Origin of the sequence: Gordonia sp. SL306 (assembly GCF_026625785.1) — a bacterium.
Taxonomy (GTDB): domain Bacteria; phylum Actinomycetota; class Actinomycetes; order Mycobacteriales; family Mycobacteriaceae; genus Gordonia.
On the sequence record NZ_CP113063.1, the window covers coordinates 2,387,704 to 2,406,291 of the forward strand.

General features: G+C 67.5%; 18 protein-coding genes. 10 read left to right on the plus strand and 8 right to left on the minus strand.

What is annotated here, in order from left to right:
* Positions 1–6: 6 nt before the first annotated feature.
* Positions 7–609: a TetR/AcrR family transcriptional regulator gene (locus OVA31_RS10915; protein WP_267631107.1), complete on the plus strand. Its 603-nt coding sequence runs from the start codon at positions 7–9 to the stop codon at positions 607–609.
* A 13-nt stretch (positions 610–622) separates the two neighbouring features.
* Positions 623–2,164, plus strand: a complete 1,542-nt coding sequence (locus OVA31_RS10920) for a glycerol-3-phosphate dehydrogenase/oxidase (RefSeq protein WP_267631108.1) — start codon at positions 623–625, stop codon at positions 2,162–2,164.
* 49 nt (positions 2,165–2,213) lie between these two features.
* Here the strand turns inward: OVA31_RS10920 and OVA31_RS10925 are convergent, their stop codons facing one another.
* Positions 2,214–3,305, minus strand: coding sequence for an aminotransferase class V-fold PLP-dependent enzyme (locus tag OVA31_RS10925; RefSeq protein ID WP_267631109.1), 1,092 nt, complete (start codon positions 3,303–3,305; stop codon positions 2,214–2,216).
* A 209-nt stretch (positions 3,306–3,514) separates the two neighbouring features.
* Here OVA31_RS10925 and OVA31_RS10930 point away from each other — a divergent pair, with 209 nt between their 5' ends.
* Both OVA31_RS10930 and OVA31_RS10935 read left to right on the plus strand, forming a co-directional pair.
* On the plus strand, positions 3,515–3,853 hold the full coding sequence (locus tag OVA31_RS10930) for a hypothetical protein (RefSeq protein WP_267631110.1): 339 nt from the start codon (positions 3,515–3,517) through the stop codon (positions 3,851–3,853).
* A 4-nt stretch (positions 3,854–3,857) separates the two neighbouring features.
* Entirely contained in the window at positions 3,858–4,502 is a 645-nt protein-coding gene (locus OVA31_RS10935) for a hypothetical protein (RefSeq protein WP_324290215.1), read from the plus strand.
* Here OVA31_RS10935 and OVA31_RS10940 read toward each other — a convergent pair.
* On the minus strand, positions 4,462–5,793 hold the full coding sequence (locus tag OVA31_RS10940) for an MFS transporter (protein WP_267631111.1): 1,332 nt from the start codon (positions 5,791–5,793) through the stop codon (positions 4,462–4,464). The two genes, OVA31_RS10935 and OVA31_RS10940, sit on opposite strands and share 41 nt — an antisense overlap.
* A 51-nt stretch (positions 5,794–5,844) precedes the next feature.
* On the opposite strand from OVA31_RS10940, the gene OVA31_RS10945 reads away from it, so the two are divergent.
* Together OVA31_RS10945 and OVA31_RS10950 are read left to right on the plus strand one after the other, a co-directional pair.
* Positions 5,845–6,492 (plus strand): YqgE/AlgH family protein, encoded by a 648-nt coding sequence (locus tag OVA31_RS10945; protein WP_267631112.1) that lies wholly within the window; start codon positions 5,845–5,847, stop codon positions 6,490–6,492.
* Positions 6,493–6,595: 103 nt separating this feature from the next.
* A complete protein-coding gene (locus tag OVA31_RS10950; protein WP_267631480.1) occupies positions 6,596–8,620 on the plus strand; it encodes a CocE/NonD family hydrolase in 2,025 nt (674 codons plus the stop codon).
* A gap of 18 nt (positions 8,621–8,638) precedes the next feature.
* Here the strand turns inward: OVA31_RS10950 and OVA31_RS10955 are convergent, their stop codons facing one another.
* The 3 genes from OVA31_RS10955 to OVA31_RS10965 are packed head-to-tail and all read right to left on the minus strand — an operon-like array spanning position 8,639 to position 10,896.
* Positions 8,639–9,304, minus strand: coding sequence for a helix-turn-helix domain-containing protein (locus tag OVA31_RS10955; RefSeq protein WP_267631113.1), 666 nt, complete (start codon positions 9,302–9,304; stop codon positions 8,639–8,641).
* Between the two features lie 44 nt (positions 9,305–9,348).
* Positions 9,349–10,344, minus strand: a complete 996-nt coding sequence (locus OVA31_RS10960) for a bile acid:sodium symporter family protein (protein ID WP_267631481.1) — start codon at positions 10,342–10,344, stop codon at positions 9,349–9,351.
* 18 nt (positions 10,345–10,362) lie between these two features.
* Positions 10,363–10,896: an SdpI family protein gene (locus OVA31_RS10965; protein ID WP_267631114.1), complete on the minus strand. Its 534-nt coding sequence runs from the start codon at positions 10,894–10,896 to the stop codon at positions 10,363–10,365.
* A gap of 119 nt (positions 10,897–11,015) precedes the next feature.
* On the opposite strand from OVA31_RS10965, the gene leuS reads away from it, so the two are divergent.
* Positions 11,016–13,895 (plus strand): leucine--tRNA ligase, encoded by a 2,880-nt coding sequence (leuS, locus tag OVA31_RS10970; protein WP_267631115.1) that lies wholly within the window; start codon positions 11,016–11,018, stop codon positions 13,893–13,895.
* Between the two features lie 106 nt (positions 13,896–14,001).
* Here the strand turns inward: leuS and OVA31_RS10975 are convergent, their stop codons facing one another.
* The gene (locus OVA31_RS10975; RefSeq protein WP_324290217.1) at positions 14,002–14,628 is read right to left on the minus strand and encodes a hypothetical protein; all 627 of its coding nucleotides are present in this window, start codon (positions 14,626–14,628) and stop codon (positions 14,002–14,004) included.
* A gap of 160 nt (positions 14,629–14,788) precedes the next feature.
* Entirely contained in the window at positions 14,789–15,121 is a 333-nt protein-coding gene (locus OVA31_RS10980) for a TfoX/Sxy family protein (protein WP_267631116.1), read from the minus strand.
* 63 nt (positions 15,122–15,184) lie between these two features.
* On the opposite strand from OVA31_RS10980, the gene OVA31_RS10985 reads away from it, so the two are divergent.
* A complete protein-coding gene (locus tag OVA31_RS10985; RefSeq protein WP_267631117.1) occupies positions 15,185–16,381 on the plus strand; it encodes an acyl-CoA dehydrogenase family protein in 1,197 nt (398 codons plus the stop codon).
* A 15-nt stretch (positions 16,382–16,396) separates the two neighbouring features.
* On the opposite strand, the gene OVA31_RS10990 is transcribed toward OVA31_RS10985, so the two are convergent.
* Positions 16,397–16,873 carry a winged helix-turn-helix transcriptional regulator gene (locus tag OVA31_RS10990; protein ID WP_267631118.1) on the minus strand — a complete coding sequence of 159 codons (477 nt, stop codon included), beginning with the start codon at positions 16,871–16,873 and terminating at the stop codon, positions 16,397–16,399.
* A gap of 98 nt (positions 16,874–16,971) precedes the next feature.
* Between OVA31_RS10990 and OVA31_RS10995 the strand changes: the two genes are divergently transcribed.
* Both OVA31_RS10995 and OVA31_RS11000 read left to right on the plus strand, forming a co-directional pair.
* The gene (locus OVA31_RS10995) at positions 16,972–18,147 is read left to right on the plus strand and encodes a thiolase family protein (protein WP_267631119.1); all 1,176 of its coding nucleotides are present in this window, start codon (positions 16,972–16,974) and stop codon (positions 18,145–18,147) included.
* Between the two features lie 51 nt (positions 18,148–18,198).
* Positions 18,199–18,588 carry a nuclear transport factor 2 family protein gene (locus tag OVA31_RS11000; RefSeq protein ID WP_267631120.1) on the plus strand — a complete coding sequence of 130 codons (390 nt, stop codon included), beginning with the start codon at positions 18,199–18,201 and terminating at the stop codon, positions 18,586–18,588.

Genomic DNA, 18,588 nt, shown 5'->3' on the forward strand with positions numbered 1-18,588 from the left:
CATATCATGTCAATCTGTAAAGAGGACATCGGGGACCAGGTCCTCGACGCCGCCCGCCGCTGCCTGGTACGCAACAACGGCCGCAAGGTGACCGTTGCCGAGGTCGCGCGCGAGGCCGGGGTCAGCAGGCCGACGGTCTACCGGCGCTGGCCCGACATGTCCGAGATCATCCGGGCACTGCTGACCCGTGAGGTCCTCGGCGTCGTCGCCGCGGTCAACGACGTCACGCCGCTGCGTACGGCCGACTTCGACGCCACGGTCGACGTGGTGGTGCGGGTGGTGGCGGCGCTGCGCGACGACGAACTGGTCTCCGCGCTGTGGCGCGAACAACGCGAGTTCATGATGCCCTATGTATTCGACCGGCTCGGGACGAGTCAGCAGGGCGTTCTCGCGATCCTGTCCGATGCGATCGCCAACGGTCAGGCGCGCGGGCAGGTCCGCGACGGCGACCCCGACAAGATGGCTGCGATGGTCTTGCTGATCACGCAGTCGTCCATCCAGTCGAGGGCACTGGTCGAGTCGATCCTCGGCGACGAGTGGAGCCGTGAACTCCACCATGCGCTCTCGTCCTACCTCCGCCCGCCCGACGACCTGCCCGCGGCGACCTGATGTGGGCGATCTGATGGCAGTGCTGAACGCCGCTCGTCGTCGCGACGGGCTCACGTACCTCGCCGAGTCGACCGAGCCGCTCGACCTGCTGGTGATCGGCGGCGGGATCACCGGTGTCGGGGTTGCCCTCGACGCCGCCACCCGTGGACTGCGGGTGGCGTTGGTGGAGGCCAACGATCTCGCCTTCGGTACGTCGCGGTGGAGCAGCAAGCTCGTCCACGGTGGCCTCCGCTATCTGGCCGGTGGCCACCTCCCCATCGCGCGGGAGAGCGCGATCGAGCGCCACCACCTCATGACCGCGATCGCGCCGCACCTGATCCGACCACTGCGACAGGTGGTTCCGGACATCGGGTCGAAGGGCTCGGCCGCCCTGATCCGGACCGGTTTCCGCGCAGGCGATCTGCTGCGGAGGGTTGCCGGTACGCCGACCGACATCCTGCCCGCCCCGGCCAGACTGACCGCCGACGAGACCATCGCGCTGTGCCCGGCGGTCACCAGGCAGAACCTGCGCGGCGCCGCCTCCAGCGCCGACGGCCAGCTCGTCGACGACGCACGACTGGTGGTCGCGATCGCGCGGACCGCCGCCACCTTCGGCGTCACCGTGTGCACCTATACCCGGGCGGACAACGTCACCGGAACCGGTGCGCGACTGACGGATACCCGCACCGGGGAGAGCTTCGACGTGGCGGCGCGGACGGTGGTCAACGCGACCGGCGTGTGGGCCGGGACGGTGGATCCGTCGGTACGGGTGCGGCCGAGCCGCGGCACCCACCTGGTCTTCGACGCGGCGACGTTCGGATATCCGACCGGTGCGCTCACGGTTCCGGTCGCGGGTTCGGTCTCGCGCTTCGTGTTCGCCCTGCCCGAGCAGCTCGGTCGCGTCTACGTGGGGCTCACCGACGTCGATGCACCCGGCCCCATCCCCGACGTCCCCGAGCCGTCCGACGACGAGATCGACTTCTTGATCGACTCGGTGAATGTTGCTCTGGAGCAACCGGTCTCCCGCGCCGACATCCTCGGCACCTTCGCGGGACTTCGTCCGCTCATCGACACCGGACACGGAACCGGCAGCAGTACAGGCGATCTCGCCGATGTGTCGCGCCACCACCGGGTCCAGGTGACCGACGACACCCTGGTCGGTGTGATCGGCGGAAAGCTGACCACGTACCGGCGCATGGCAGAGGACGCCGTCGACGCGGCGATCGCGGCCGGGGGGCTCACCGCGGGCGCCTGTGTGACGGCGACCACCCCGTTGGTCGGGGCGGCCGGGGTTCCCGATCACAGCGATCTGCCGTCATCGATGATCCATCGATTCGGTTCGGAGGCAACGAAGGTGGTGTCTGCGGCGCGGCTGGCCCGGCCGCTCGATCCGATCGCGGGCGAGCTCGACGTGACCCGGGCAGAGGTCGAGTTCGCGGTCACCCACGAAGGTGCGATCACGGTCGACGACGTCCTGGATCGGCGCACCCGCATCGGACTGGTCGCAGCCGATGCCGAGCTGGCGCGGGGAGCGGTCACCGAGATCGTCGACGCCGCGCTGAGTTCCCCCTGCTGAGGCGAACCCTCCCGACCTCGTCGACCGGGCCGAGCTCCGGCGAGCGCGGTCAGTAACCCATCGTCCGCAGGGCCTCGGCGAGGCGATCGAGATCCTCACGCTCGACGTCGAGGTGCGGGCTCACCCGCAACACCGACTGCTCGGTGGCCAGCGGTGCGCGCCACGAGTCCGCGCACGTGACCAGGATGCCCAGCTCGAGCAGTTTGTCACGCGCAGCCGCGACGTCGGACGGTCCCCAGCCGGGGGGCGGTGCGAGAGTGGTGATGGCCGAGGGCTCGTCGATCGGTTCGAGGACCTCCCAGCTGGCGATACCGTCGAGACGCTCGCGGGTGGTGCGACCGATCGCCGCCAGTTCCCGGAACACACGCTGCTGCCCGATGGTCAGCATCTCCGACACGGCGACGCCGAGGCCGAGGCGGCCGGCGACGAACGCTTCCGAACTCTCCACCTCGACGGGCCGCAGGGAGTCCTTCCGGACCGCGACGAATCCCACGCCGCGTGGTCCGGTCAGCCATTTGCGGCTGGTCCCGTAGACCACGTCGGCGCCGGTCACGGTCGGGACATGTCCGGCGGACTGGGCCATGTCCACCACCACCGGCACCCCGGCGGCGTGGGCGATCTCGACGATGCGGGTGACCGGCTGCACGACACCGGAGGCCGAGCCGATCTGACAGATGTGGATGAAGTCGGGCTGCTCGAACTGCAGCATGTTCTCCAACGCGTCGGTGTCGACATGCCCGGAGACATCGGCGTCCGGCAGCGGTCGCACGGCGTAGCCACGGCGTTCGAACTCGACGAGGTTGGGACCGAACTCGTTCTTCGCCACCCATACGGTGGTGGAGATCGGCAGGTTCCAGTAGGTCAGCAGGGCGCGCAGCGCCGCCCGCGCGCTCTCACGAAAGGCCAGTTCGTCTGCGGTGTGCCCGATCAGAGATGCGAGATCGCGCTTGTCGCGGGTGATCTCGTCGTCACGATCGGCGGCGGCGATGTAGGAGCCGCGTTCGGTCTCACGCCACAGATGGGCGGAGATGGCGCCGATCACCGCGTTCGACGACCGACCGGCGGCCGCCGAGTCGAGGTGGACGATCTCCGGGCGGAGGCGAGCACGGCGCCATTGTTCACCCAGTTCGCTCACGTACATAGACCTTGAACCTACCGGTTTGTACCGACGAAACGATGGTCGGGTCGGATGAGCCCGGAAACGAGCCGATCGTGCGATCGGAGCCGGTTCGGATCCCCGCTGTGCACATGCACGATTCGGCACGTGACGTGGCGCGACCTCACTTACCATTGGGTTGCCTGCGGGCACCGGACTCTGCCGACGATCATCAAGGCGCGCAAGGAGAATCAATGCCCAATCGTGAACCCGCCGGTCCGGTCGACCGGGCGCTCATCGGGGATCCCGTCACCATCGACGAACACACGACATTCATCCCGGTCACCCGCAAGGGCGTGCGAGGCCGGCCGGTGGCGGTCGGCGCGTTCACCGTGACCGACGGGGCCACCACGTGGACGCCCGCCGTCGATCAGGGACGGGTGGCCCTCATCGGTGTGATGACCGGTCTGATCGCCGCGGCCCTCGGTTCCGCCGCGGTCCTCCGCCAGCCACCGTGGCCCAAGATGACGATCACCGAGGACCGTCCGAGGAGAAGCGTGGATCCGCGTCCACAACCGGTGGACAACGCCTGATCGGTTGAGCACGACGGCGCAGCCGGAACCCGACAGGCCCGCACTGCGTCCAAACGACATGGATGCCGCCATCGACTACCTCTTCGGAACCGGCGACGGTCACACCACGTCGTGGGTGTCGGCCGCGGACGTCGACCTCGACGGCGACGGGGCGGCCGACGCGGTCCGGCTGGATTTCGACGGCGACGGTCGTCGTGACGATGCGATGTGGGACACCGACGGCGACGGTACCGCCGACGTCGTCGCGATCGACACCGACGACGACGGCCGCCCAGACGACCACTACCGCGACAACGGTGCCGGGGTGTGGGGCGAACGAACCGAGGATGTGTCAGTCGGTGAACCACCGGTCGGGCACGCCCCGGAGAATCCCCCGGCGGCGGGCCGGGTCGATGCCCCGCCGCCCCGTCCCGCTCCGGCCGCCTCGACGATGGATGCCACCGTGGTCCGGTCGGAGGATCTCGACGGCGACGGCACTGCCGACATCGAGATGACGGGGGATCGCCGGGCCGGGATTCCGGTGGCGCATCGGCTTTATGTCGACGACGACGGCGATGGCCGTTTCGACCACGTGTTGATCGACGACGACGGTGACGGGGTGGCCGACGTCAGCTTTGACTCCCGTTCGCCTCGATTCGATCGCCGCTGAGTGCCTCGTGGCGTGGGTGGTACGGGGTGTGCACGACGCGGACCACGAGCGAGCCGATCACGTAGAGCACGGTGCCGAAGATGACGAGTGCCACCGACTTGCCGTCGTCGGGGATCGCGACGGCTGCCAGGGTCACCGCACCGACGTAGGCGATGTTGAAGACGGCGTCCTGAACGGAGAACACCTGCCCGCGCACCGCGTCGCCGATGTCCACCTGCATGGCGACGTCGCCGCAGAGTTTTGCGACCTGTCCGATCAGGCCGAGCACGAAAGCAGAGATGCAGAGGACCACGGGGTTGAAGGTCACCAGGGAGACCTCCGCGACGGCGCCGACGAGCAACGCGACGATCAACGTGGTCTTCCGGCCGATCCGATCCACCGAGTACGGCGTGACCAGTGCCGCGAGCAGGGCGCCGCCCGCGGTGAACCCGGCGACCACGCTCACGCCTGCGAGGCCGTCGCCTGCGCCGGCGTGCTTGCTGATCACCAGGAGCATGAGGGTGTTCATGCCGAAGACGAGGCGATGGGCACCTATCGCAGAGAGGGCGGCGGACACCGTGCGTGACCCGGCGACCGCCCGGGCGCCGTGCAGCAGCCCGACGGTCACCGCGTGTAGCGCCGATCGCCCCGGATCGTCGGGTTCGTCGGGACCCAGTTGGAGTCGTGTGAAGCCGTGGGCCAGGGCTCCGGCGATCAGGGCGATCACCACACCGCCGAGGGTGGTCAGGGCGCTGCCGGAATTGTCCGGGCCGAACAGCGCGCGCAACACCGCGGCGATGCCCGCGCCGACGGCGAGCATGCCCGCTCCCAGGGTGGTGAACAGAGCATTGGTCGCGACGATGACGTCGCGGTGTGCCACGTGCGGCAGCCCTGCGGACAGACCGGAGGCCACGAACCTGCTGGCCCCCGTCACCGCAAGAGCACCGATCAGCACGATGGTGTCCGTCGCCCCGGCGGCGATCGCAACCGCGACGAGCCCGATCATGGCGGCCCGAATCACGTTGGCGTACATCAGGACGTGTCGTCGGTCCCAATGGTCGAGGAGGGCCCCGGCAAACGGGCCGATCACGGAGTAGGGGAGCAGCAACACGGCGAGGCCGCCCGCGATGGCCAGCGGATCGGCGTGCCGCTCCGGGTTGAACAGGATGGCACCGAAGAGCGCGGCCTGGAAGACGCCGTCGGTGATCTGGCTGGTCAGGCGGACCGCGAGAAGGCGCCCGAGTCCGGGTGAATGCGCGAGCGAGCGAACGAACCCCCGTAGACCGGGGGTGGCATGCTGCAACCCAGACATCACTGATCCAGACTACCGACCTGAAGGGCGCTGCCATGCGATGATGTGTGGGTGGCCGGCGGCGACGATTCAGAGGAACCGACCCCCGAGTTCTACTCGGAGGGGGCACCGGATGCCGCGCGCGACATCTCGTCGGCCGGACGGGTCCGGCCCGGGACCCTGCTCCTCGCGTCGACGGATCTCCTCGAACCGACGTTCGCCCGAACGGTCATCTACGTCATGGAACACAACGACGCCGGGAGTCTCGGGGTGGTCCTGAACCGGATGAGCCAGACCGCCGTGCACAATCTGCTGCCGCAGTGGTCGGATCTCTCGGCATCGCCCCGGGCGCTGTTCATCGGTGGCCCCGTCAAGCAGGACGCCGCCCTCTGTCTCGGTGTGGTGAAACTCGGCGCGGACGTCAGCGGATACGAGGCCATCCGACCACTGGACGGCCGCGTCGCCCTCGTCGATCTCGACGGTGACCCGGAGGCACTGTCCGAGGTGCTCGTCGGTGTCCGGGTGTTCGCGGGGTACTCGGGCTGGGGTATCGGGCAGCTCGACGGCGAGCTCGAACAGAACAGCTGGATGCTGGCCTCGGCACTGGCCAACGATCTGCTCGTACCGCCGACCGCTGATCTGTGGGGCGACGTACTCCGCAGGCAACCGTGGCCGATGCCGCTGCTCGCCTCACATCCGATCGACGTGGCACGTAACTGAGCTGATCCCCATACCCGTGATAGCGGGTGACGTGGGACACCGTCTCTGCTAGGTTTTGGACGCTTGGTCCAGTCAGACGGGGGTCGATGGCGTGCGGGTGGGGATGATCAGCGGGATCTTCGGGATCCTCGTGGCGATGTTGGTGGTTCCGGCGACGGCGGGCGCGGCGCCCTCGACGCCGAGCGGTGGTGCGTCCGCGGCCGGGTGGGCCGCGTCCCACGACGGCAAGCAGCCTTATGCGGGGGTCGCGGTCACCTGGGACGTCCCGATCCGGATGAGCGACGGAACGGTCCTGCGGGCCAACGTCTATCGACCGGCGAATGGTGCCGGCCGCGCGACGACAAAGCGCAATCCGGTGATCGTGAACATGACGCCGTACACCAAGCTGATCACCGCGGTGGGCGCCGCGGTCACCCAACATCCGGTTCTCGAACCGCTCCTGAGGCAGCTCGTGACGGCAGTCAACCAGGTCGCCACGCCGATCCGCGACTTCGCCGACATCTCGCAACTCACCAACACCCTCCGCGACGGCGGCGCGAAGACCTTCATGGTCGACCTCGACCTGGTGCGCAGTGGGTACACCCAGGTGGTCGTGGACGTGCGCGGCACGGGCTTCTCGCAGGGGAAGTGGGATGTCTTCCAGAGCCGCGAACAGGCCGACACCACCGAGGTGATCGACTGGGCGGCCCGGCAACGCTGGTCGAACGGCAAGGTCGGCATGTCCGGGGTCTCGTATTCGGCGATCAACCAGATCCAGGCCGCCAACAAGAACCCGAAGGCGCTCAAGGCGATCTTCCCGGTCGAACCGGGTGGCGACCTCATCCGCGACATCGTCGCGCCCGGCGGTGCACTCGGCGCAGGTTTCCTGCCGCTGTGGCTGACGCTGGTCAACACCACCAAGATGGTGCCGAACGTGGCATCGATGCTCAACGGCACCTTCGACTGGAAATGGCTGGCCGACCGGATCTCCGACCCACTCACGTTCTATCCGCAGCTGTTGGCGGCGCTGGTGACCCCCGACATCAAGTCGGTGCCGCCGCAGCTCGACGAGTTGCTGACCGACAACTCCGAGCCGCGAAAGGCGTGGCAGGACAAGGCGGAACGGATCACCACCCCCACCCTCATCTACGGCGGCTGGTTCGACCTCTTCACCAACAGCGAAGTGCGGATGTACAACAAGATCCCACTGCCGCCGGGGCAGAAGCAGCTCATCATGGGCGACGGCTACCACCTGACGATCGGCGGCGGCCAGCAGGGCCGGCGTGGGACACCTCCGCGTCTGGACGTGCTGCAGAAGGCGTGGTTCGACAAGTGGCTCAAGGGAATCGACAACCAGGTGGATTCCTATGGGCCGGTGAACCTCAAGCAGGTCGGCGATCAGTGGATCTCGGCACAGCAGTTCCCGCGGGCGGGGATGTCGCGACAGCGCCTCTACCTCGGTGACCGGCGCAGCGGAACCGCGCCCTACGCGGTCCGGGACGGGAGCCTCACCACCGGCACCCCGGCGACGCGGGGGCGGATGACCGTCTCGCCCGGGCTCCTCACGCTCTGCTCCCGGGACTCCGCACAACAGACGGCCGGGGCACTCGCCCTGTTCCCGTTCTGCGCCGAGGATGCGCGCATCCCGGAACGCAGTGCGCTCACGTTCACCACCGCGCCGATGCGGACCACACGCAGCGTGTCCGGCTACACCAACCTGCACCTCAACACGGTCATGGATGCGACCGATGGTTACTGGACGGCGACGCTCAACGATGTTGCGCCGGACGGGACATCGAAGGTGATCAGCTCCGGACAGGTGATGGCGTCGCTGCGCGGTTACGACCGGTCACGGTCGCAGTTCGCTCCGAACGGCGACGTGATCGACCCGTTCTACAATCTGACCCTGGCCTCGCGGCAGCCGGTGACACCGGGGGCGCCGGTTGGCGTCGACATCGGGCTGCTGCCGACCGAAGCGCTGATCAAGCCGGGCCACCGACTGCGCGTCGACGTGTTCGCGATGAACGTGCCGCGCGGACTTCCCTTGCGCCCCTTGCTGAACGAGTCGCAGCTCAAGCCGCAGCACATCCAACTCGACCCGCAGCGACCGAGCTTTGTGAACCTCCCACTGTCGACGCCGCTGCCGTAGCGCGGGTGCCGCGCCGGGTCACTCCGACTCGTGATTGTCCGGATACGCGGTCACTGCGAGGAAGCGGATGGGCAGTCGCACCAGATCGTGTGGGCCGTGGATTCCCTCGCCGTCGAGCAGCAGGCAGTCGCCCGGCCGCAGGGTGTACTCGGCGTTGCCGTGCCCGTAGACCATCACGCCTTCGAGCATGTAGAGGAGTTCGGTGCCCGGGTGTTGAAAGCGGGGAAACACCTCGCTGTCGTCGGCCAGGGTGACAAGGACGGGCTCGAGGCGCTTGTGCTGACCGCGCAGGGCTCCGAGGAGTTCGTAGTGGTGACCGACGCGCGTACCGCGCCCGACGATCACCGCGCCTTTGCCCGACTCGGTGTAGACCGCTTCCCGCTCCACGTCTGCGCCGCGGAACAGCGAGGTGACCGGGACGTCGAGGCCTGCGGCGAGGCGCGCGAGAGTGGACAGGCTGCACGAGGTCTGCGCGTTCTCGATCTTCGACAGCATCGCCTTGGAGATGCCGACCTTGGCGGCCATCTCGGCCACCGAGAGGCCGGCATTGCGTCGGAGCAGTCTCACCTGATGGGCGATGGCGGCTTCCAAGTCGCCACCGGTCGGCGGATCCCCGACGACCTCACGCTGGACGGGCGCAGGGTCGCCGGTGTCGCGGACGATCTTGGACGCGTCGGCTGTCATGGGCGCAGTCTAGCGAACTTTGTTTCCTGACAGTGGACGAACGATCAGGGTGCGGCGATGGCTTCCGACTCTCGGCTGTACCGCGTCGCCAGCCAGGAACACATGATGAGCTGGATCTGATGGAAGATCATCAACGGAAGCACGATCAGGCCGACCGTCGGGCCGGCGAACAGCACCGTCGCCATCGGAAGTCCGGTGGCGAGACTCTTCTTGGTACCGCAGAACTGGATGGCGATGACGTCGTCCCGGTCGAATCCGAGGCGCCGCGGAACCCATCGGGTGACCACCAGCATCACCGTGACCAGCACCACCGCAATCGCGGCCACCGCGACGACCTGCGCAGCGTCGACCATCGACCAGATGCCCTCGCGGACGCCCTCGCTGAACGCGGAGTAGACGACCAGCACGATCGAACCTCGGTCGACGAGCTTGGTGGCTCGGGCGTGCCGGGAGAAGAAGGCGCCGACCCACGGGCGCGCGAGCTGCCCGAGGATGAACGGGACGAGGATCTGGCCGAGGATCTTGAGCACCGACGTCGCGTCGATCTGTACGCCGTTCTGGGTGGTCATCAGCGCGACGACCAGCAGCGGCGTCAACACGACTCCGAGAATGTTGGACGCCGATGCGCTCACGATCGCGCCCGGTACGTTCCCGCGAGCGATCGACGTGAAGGCAATCGACGACTGCACGGTGGAGGGCACGAGACACAGGAACAGCAGGCCGGTGGCGAGATCCGCACCGACGATCGGCTCGACGAGCGGACGGATGACCAGGCCCACGATCGGGAACACCACAAAGGTGAACGCCAGGATGGTCAGATGCAGACGCCAGTGTCTGAGACCCTCGAGCGCTTCGCGCGGATGAAGCCGTGTGCCGTAGAGGAAGAACAGCAGCGCGATCGCGGCGATGACGACCCAGTCGAGGACGTCGGCGACCGCGCCGCGCGCGGGTAGGAACGCGGCCAGCACGACCGTGCCGAGGATGGCGAGGACGAAGCCGTCGATCGGCGATCGGCGCAGCAGCCCACGGGCGACCGCCAGGGGAGACGACACCGACTCTCAGGCCTGGGCGGACTCGTTGGAGCAGACGGCGCGCAGGCTGCACGCCCCGCAGCTCGAGGTACCGCAGGCGGCGGCCGCATGAGTCTCGTCGGCAGTGTCGGTTGGGGTGTGCGCAGGGTCGGCGGCCGGCCCGTCATGTTCGTGCGTGGAACAGCACGAGCAACCGTCGTCGTCGGAAGGTACCGCGGCAGCGGCGCGGACCCCGTAGGCACTGACCAGGCCGACCACGAACAGTGCGGCGACCACTCCGACGACCGCGAAGGCGACCGACCAGTATCCGCCGATGCCGAGTGCGACGATCCCGCTGAGTACGAGGATGCCGGCGGCGGCGAACAGGCCGGGCGCGGCCACCCGGTTGGCCACCTGGAATGCCTCGTCGGACCGCATGGACTCGTCGGCGCGGACACCCAGCCAGCGGTTGCGAGGGAGACGGCCGACGATACCCAGCCCGCCGACCACGAGCCACAACGCGGCCAGCGCGAAGACGACCACAGCAGCGACGACAGACAGGACGATCACATCGACCACCATACGACCGACCGTCGTAGCAGACCGAATCGACCGTTGTCACGCACCCGGCGTCGTGTCGGCGACAGTCGAGACCACTCCCCGTCGACAACATCGCCGAACCGAGGATTTACGCTGGTCGGGTGACTTCAGCTGATTCTGCCCGCATCGCGTCGACCGCCCCGGACGCCGGCCTACCCGGCCATCGGTACACGGCGGAGCTCGCCGGGGAGATCGAGGCGCGGTGGCAGCGTCACTGGGCCGACCAGCACGCGTACGAGGCACCCAATCCGGTTGGACCGCTCGCCGGGGATCTGGCGGCGTTCGGCGGAACCGGAGCAGACGCCGAGCCGAAGGTCTTCATCCAGGACATGTTCCCGTACCCGTCGGGTTCGGGGCTGCACGTCGGCCATCCCTTGGGCTTCATCGCCAGCGATGTGTTCGCGCGGTACCAGCGGATGACCGGCAAGAACGTACTGCACACGATGGGCTTCGACGCCTTCGGGCTGCCGGCCGAGCAGTACGCGGTCCAGACCGGCACGCACCCGCGGACCACCACCGAGGCCAACATCGAGCGCTACCTGGGCCAGATCCGCCGGTTGGGTCTGGGACATGACGAGCGCCGTCGCGTCGCGACGACCGACGTCGAGTTCTATCGGTGGACGCAGTGGATCTTCCTGCAGATCTACAACGCCTGGTACGACACCGACCAGCGCAAGGCGCGTCGGATCGTCGAACTGATCGACGAGTTCGATTCGGGCGAGCGTGAAGTCGGGGACGGCCGGCAGTGGTCGTCGTTGACCCAGGCGGAGCGGAACAGTGTGATCGACTCGTACCGCCTTGTCTACGAGAGTGATTCGCTGGTCAACTGGTGCCCCGGACTGGGTACGGTGCTGGCCAACGAGGAGGTCACCGCCGACGGCCGCAGCGATCGCGGCAACTTCCCGGTGTTCCGCAAGCACCTGCGGCAGTGGATGATGCGCATCACCGCGTACTCGGATCGCCTGCTCGATGACCTGGACCTGCTCGACTGGCCGGACAAGGTCAAGACCATGCAACGCAACTGGATCGGCCGGTCCCGGGGCGCGCAGGTGACGTTTGCGGCCGGCGACCACGCCGTCGAGGTGTTCACGACCCGACCCGACACGCTGTTCGGCGCCACCTACATGGTGCTCGCGCCCGAGCACGAGCTGGTCGACACCCTGACTGCCGACGCCTGGCCGGCTGGCACCGACGATCGCTGGACCGGCGGTGCGCCGAGCCCGGCCGAAGCGGTGAAGAGTTATCGCGCCGGGATCGCGGCGAAGTCGGATCTCGAGCGTCAGGAGAACAAGGAGAAGACCGGCGTCTTCACCGGCGCTTTCGCGACGAATCCGGTGAACGGCGAACAGATCCCGGTGTTCATCGCCGACTACGTGCTGATGGGCTACGGCACTGGAGCCATCATGGCGGTGCCCGCACACGACACCCGCGACTACGAGTTCGCGACGGTGTTCGGCCTGCCGATCCGTGAGGTCATCGGCTCTGAACAGGGCATCGAGACCGACGCTTTCATCGGGGACGGTCCCGCGGTGAACTCCGGCTTCCTCGACGGCCTGCAGGTCGACGATGCCAAGGCCGCGATCGTCGAGTGGTTGGAGCAGCAGGGGACCGGTCGGGGCACCATCCAGTACAAGCTCCGCGACTGGCTGTTCGCCCGGCAGCGCTACTGGGGTGAGCCCTTCCCGATCGTCTACGACGAGGATGGCAACGCGCATGCGCTGCCGGAATCGATGCTGCCCGTGGAGCTTCCGGAGGTCGACGACTACGCGCCGGTGTCGTTCGATCCCGACGACGAGCACAGTGAACCGTCGCCACCGCTGGCCAAGGCCACCGACTGGATGACCGTCGAGCTCGATCTGGGTGACGGCGTCAAGACCTACACCCGAGACGCCAACGTGATGCCGCAGTGGGCGGGCAGTTCCTGGTATCAGCTGCGCTACATCGACCCCACCAACGAGGACACGTTCTGCGCCAAGGAGAACGAGGCCTACTGGATGGGTCCGCGGCCGGCCGAGTACGGCCCCGACGATCCGGGCGGGCTCGACCTGTACATCGGCGGTGTGGAGCATGCGGTGCTGCACCTGCTCTATTCACGGTTCTGGCACAAGGTGCTCTTCGACCTCGGCTACGTGACGAGCCGCGAGCCGTATCGAAAGCTGTTCAACCAGGGCATGATCCAGGCGTACGCCTACACCGATGCACGGGGCATCTATGTGCCTGCCGACGAGGTCACCGAACGCGACGGTGAGTACTTCTACAACGGCGAACCGGTCACCCAGGAATACGGGAAGATGGGCAAGTCCCTCAAGAACTCCGTTGCGCCCGACGACATCTGCCGTGACTATGGCGCGGACACGCTGCGGGTCTACGAGATGTTCATGGGGCCGCTGGACCAGTCGCGGCCGTGGGCCACCAAGGACGTGGTCGGGTCGCAGCGGTTCCTGCAGCGGATCTGGCGGCTGGTGGTCGACGAGGAGGCCGGCTCGGTACGTTGCACCGACGCCGAACTCGACGACGACACCAAACGACTGCTGCACAAGACAATTGCCGGTGTGCGCGAGGATTACGCCGAGCTGCGCAACAACACCGCGGTCGCGAAGCTGACCGTGCTGACCAATCACCTGACCAAGAACTTCGAGAAGTCGGGTGCCCCTCGCGCGGCCGTGGAACCGTTGGTCGTCATGCTGGCTCCGCTGGCCCCGCACGTCGCCGAGGAGCTCTGGCATCGGCTCGGGCATCAGACGTTGCTGGCGCGGGGCCCCTTCCCCGAGGCCGACGAGAAGTGGCTGGTCGAGGACACGATCGAGATCCCCATCCAGGTCAAGGGCAAGGTGCGCAGCCGTATCATTGTGGCCGCCGACGCCGACGAGGCGACCGTGCGGGCCGCCGCCCTGGCCGACGAGAAGATCACGCCCCTGCTCGACGGCGAACCTCGCAAGGTGATCGTCGTGCCGGGGCGCATGGTCAACGTCGTCCCCTGAGTCGCTTCGTCTTTCCGCGCTGGCCGTGAACGCGCACTCGCTGGGTATCCGCGCATGTCGCGGCGTGCGCGGGGACCTGCGCGGTGCGCGGTTGGCGCTGGGGGGCTCAGGCCGCGATCAACTGAAGCCGGGCCGGCCACTCGCGGATGAGGCCGACGACGCGTCCCTTCTCGAGATCCTTCCAGGTCCAGCGGACAACCATGATCCCCAGGCGGCCCAACGCATCTTCGCGTTCCTTCTCCCGTTTCATTGCGTCGAACGGAGTCTCTCCGGGACGTAGGTGCTTGCGATACTTGACGTCGCCGTCGAACTCGCCGACCAAGAGTGCCGACCAGTCGTAATCGGTTCGGGCTCCCGGTCCGCCCCGCGACGGAGCGCGGCATCGAACACGGCGAGCGCACCTGCGAAATCCATTGTGCTGGTGCATGCGATGTCGACAGCAGTTCGCTCCACGGAGGTCACGACGCAGATTCGGTGTGAGCATCGGGAGGTCGTGCAGCGTCGCTGCTGATTGATGGCTCAGTGTGTGGTCTGGCTCGATCGAGGCGAGGACGGCGATCGCCCGTAGACGATGGAGCTGTTCCGGGGTGCGTTCGGCGGCGACGGCATAGACACCCGAGATCACCCGGATCAGTTCTCCGCAGCGCTGTGCCCGGACGAGGTCGGTGTCGGTGAACCCGGAGGCAAGCGCGCGAAGGCGATGGACGAGTCCGTGGCGATCGGTCGGGAACACGGTCACGGGGATAGGACGCACGCCGGCCTCGGTCGGTTTCACCCCGAAGCATCCGCGCACTCGCTGAGATGTCGCGCATGTCGCGATGTGCGCGGGGCCGCACCGGGTCCGCCTTTGCGGTCGGGCCGGTGGGCCCGGGCGGCCCGGGTCGGCGGGCCGGCTACTTGGGCGGGAGTTTGCGGGCGTAGTCGGCGCCGATGGCCACCCAGCGCTGCAGTTGGCGTTCGGTGCGGATGCCGTCGTCGGAGATGCGCAGCCAGCCGCGGGTCTCGCGACCGGACATGACCATGGGTGCGGTGTGGTCGAACTCCAGCAACACCTCGGTCTCCTCGGGTGGAACCCGCACCATGAGCCCGCCCTGGCCGCTAGCGGCGATGGCCATGTTGCCGTTGATCAGAAACGCGAGGCCCCCGAACATCGACTTCTCGTCGAGTCCGCATTCGGTGGCCAGCATCCCGCGAATCCGGTAGGCGAGGTCGTCGTCGTAGGCCACGGATTCGAGAGTAGGCCCGACGGGAGGCTTGGAAAAGAACTTACCGATGAGTAAGATATCGGCATGGCGATCAACCTGGAGCTTCCGTCGACATTTGACCCGACGGTCGAGCGCACCCACCTCGCGGCCGAGCACATCTTCCGGCCCATCTCGCGCAAGTACGACAAGGGCGAGCACGAGTACCCGACCGAGCTCGATGAGCTGGGCAAACTCGCCAAGCAGGCGCGGTCGAAGGAAAAGGAGTCCGACGGTGACACCGCTGCCGCCGCCGACGCTCCGTCACACAACGGCCCGAACATGCGCGCCCTCATCTCGGCTCGAGAGATGAGTTGGGGAGACGTCGGGCTATTGCTCTCCATCCCCGGCCAGGGGCTCGGCAATGCGGCGATCGCCGCGGTGGCCACCGAGGAGCAACTCGAGAGGTTCTCCGGGGTGTGGGCGGCGATGGCCATCACCGAGCCGAGCTTCGGTTCCGACTCGGCCGCCGTCTCGACGACCGCGACGCGCGACGGTGACGACTACGTCATCAACGGCGAGAAGATCTTCGTCACCGCGGGCTCCCGGGCCGATCACGTCGTGGTCTGGGCGACCGTCGACCGCAACGCGGGCCGGGCCGCGATCAAGAGCTTCGTCGTGCCGATGACCACCGAGGGTGTGACCGTCGCCCGCCTCGAGCACAAGCTCGGCATCCGGTCGTCGGACACCGCGGTGCTGCGCTTCGAGAACGCCCGCGTCCCCGCCGACAACCTGCTCGGTTCGCCCGAGGTGGACACCAAGAAGGCGTTCGCCGGCGTCATGCAGACCTTCGACAACACGCGTCCCGTGGTGGCCGCGATGGCCATCGGCCTCGGCCGCGCCGCGCTCGAGGAACTGCGACGCATGCTCGAGGAGGCCGGGCACGCGATCGATTACGACAAGCCTGCCGCCGCCCAGCACGCGTCGGTGTGTGAGTTCATCCGTCTCGAATCCGATTGGGAGGCATCGTGGTTGCACACGGTGCGGGCGGCCTGGATGGCCGACAACAAGGAGCCGAACTCCAGCGAGGCGTCGATGTCGAAGGCCAAGGCAGGCCGCACGGTCACCGACATCACCAACAAGGCCGTCGAGGTCGGGTCGACGGCGGGTTTCTCGGAGACGATGCTGCTGGAGAAGTGGGCCCGCGACGCGAAGATCCTCGACATCTTCGAGGGCACTCAGCAGATCCAGCAGCTGATCATCGCGCGACGTGTTCTGGGGAAGTCCAGCGCCGATCTCAGATAGTCACGCGCGAACGAATCATCGTCGACGTCGGACGAGGCCGACGTCGATGTGGTCGGCATCGACCTCGCCGCCCGACCGCGTACGGACGTCCACGATCACCGGCTCGCCGGATTCGGAATCGGTGAGGCGAAGCGGGGCGCCCTGCGGCTGCAGGTATTGGTTGCCCCACTGCAGCAGGCCGAGCACCACCGGCAGCAGGTCGCGACCCATCTGGGTCAGGAGGTACTCGTTGCGCGCGCGCTGTCCGGGTTCCCGGTACGGAACCTTCTCGAAGATGCCCGCCTCGGTCAGTTCCCTCAGCCGAGTCGACGCGACCGCGTCGGTGATCCCGACGCGACGGGCGAACTGGTCGAACCGGGTGGCGCCGTAGAACGCCTCCCGCAGGATCAGCATCGCCGACCGCGTTCCGACGATGTCGATGGCCTTGGCGATGGAACAGTCGGTTGCCTCCCAGCTGTCGCGGTCGGCGAGCGGACCCGTGAGCGTCATCATGTGAGACATCATACATCTGACTTGACACAACCATAGTCAGCGCGTAGACCTCTGACTATGGCCTACCCAAGTCAGGTGGGCTCGGAGATGGAGGAACCATGACAAACGCGGTCATCGTCGACGCGGTACGGACGCCCATCGGCAAGGGGAAGCCGACCGGAGCGCTGCGCGACGTGCATGCGGTGGATCTGCTGGCACACAGCCTGTCGGCCCTCGTCGAACGCACCGGTATCGATCCGGCGGTCGTCGACGACGTGGTGACCGGGGTGGTCACCCAGTCCGGCGAGCAGGGGTTCAACATCGCACGTCGCGCGTTGCTCGCCGCCGGCTATCCCGAGTCGGTACCAGGCGTATCCGTCGATCGACAGTGCGGTAGCGGTCAGCAGGCGATCGCGTTCGCGGCGCAGGGGGTCATCTCCGGCGCCTACGATGTCGTCGTCGCGGCCGGGGTGGAGTCGATGTCGCGCGTGCCGATGGGATCGGCGGTCGCGGGGACGAGTGATCTGAACGGCGTCGCGTTCGACGAGCGTTATCCCGACGGTCTTGTCGGGCAGGGAATCTCGGCCGAGCTGATCGCCGCCCGCTGGAACATCTCGCGAACCGCCATCGACGAGTTCGCGCTACGGTCCCATGACCTTGCCGCCGTGGCGACCAAGAACGGACTGTTCGAGAAGGAGATCGTGCCCCTGGCCGGACTCGACGTCGACGAGGGCATCCGCATGGGGAGTACGGTCGCCGATCTCGCCAAGCTCCGGCCTGCCTACTACGACGAGGCGACGGCGACGCGGTTCCCGGAGATCGGCTGGAAGGTCACCGCCGCGAGCGCCAGTCAGATCAGCGACGGTTCGGCCGCGCTGCTGATCATGTCCGAGGAGAAGGCCCGCGAACTCGGTCTACGGCCACGGGCTCGGGTGCATTCGTTCTCGGTCGCAGGCGACGATCCGCTGATGATGCTCACCGCGGTGATCCCCGCGACACGCAAGGTCCTCGCCCGCAGTGGCCTCGATCTCGCCGACATCGGGCTGTTCGAGGTCAACGAGGCGTTCGCCCCCGTCGTCCTGGCCTGGGCGGCCGAACTCGGCGTCGATCCCGAGCGGGTGAACGTGCACGGCGGGGCCATCGCGCTGGGCCATCCGCTGGGAGCCAGTGGCGCCCGCCTGGCGACGACGGCGATCAACGCTCTCGAGCAACGCGACGAACGATATGCACTGCAGACGATGTGCGAGGCGGGCGGTCTCGCGAACGCGACCATCTACGAGCGCCTCGATGCCTGACAGTGCTACCGTCTCGAAGTAGAACACGTTCTACTTCGAGGAAGGCTTGTGATGACGGTTGACCAGGGCACACTCAGCGAGAAGATCAACGCGGCGGTGGACGCCTACGTCGAGCTGCTCAACTCGGGAACGGCCGAGCAGATCGCCGATCTCTACGCGGCCGACGCATCGGTCGAGGACCCGATCGGCGCCGACCTGCGCACCACGCGCGATCAGCTCGTGGAGTTCTACTCGGTGATCACCGGTATGGATGAGCGGACGGCGACGCTGAAGTGGAAGAGGATCGCCGGTGACACCGCGGTCTTCGAGTTCACCCTGGTCACCGGCACGTCGGGGATGAAGTTCGAGATCACCCCGATCGACATCATGGTGTTCGACGCGCAGGGCAAGGTGTCGTCGATGCGCGCCGTGTGGGAGCAGTCGGACCTCAAGCAGCTCTAG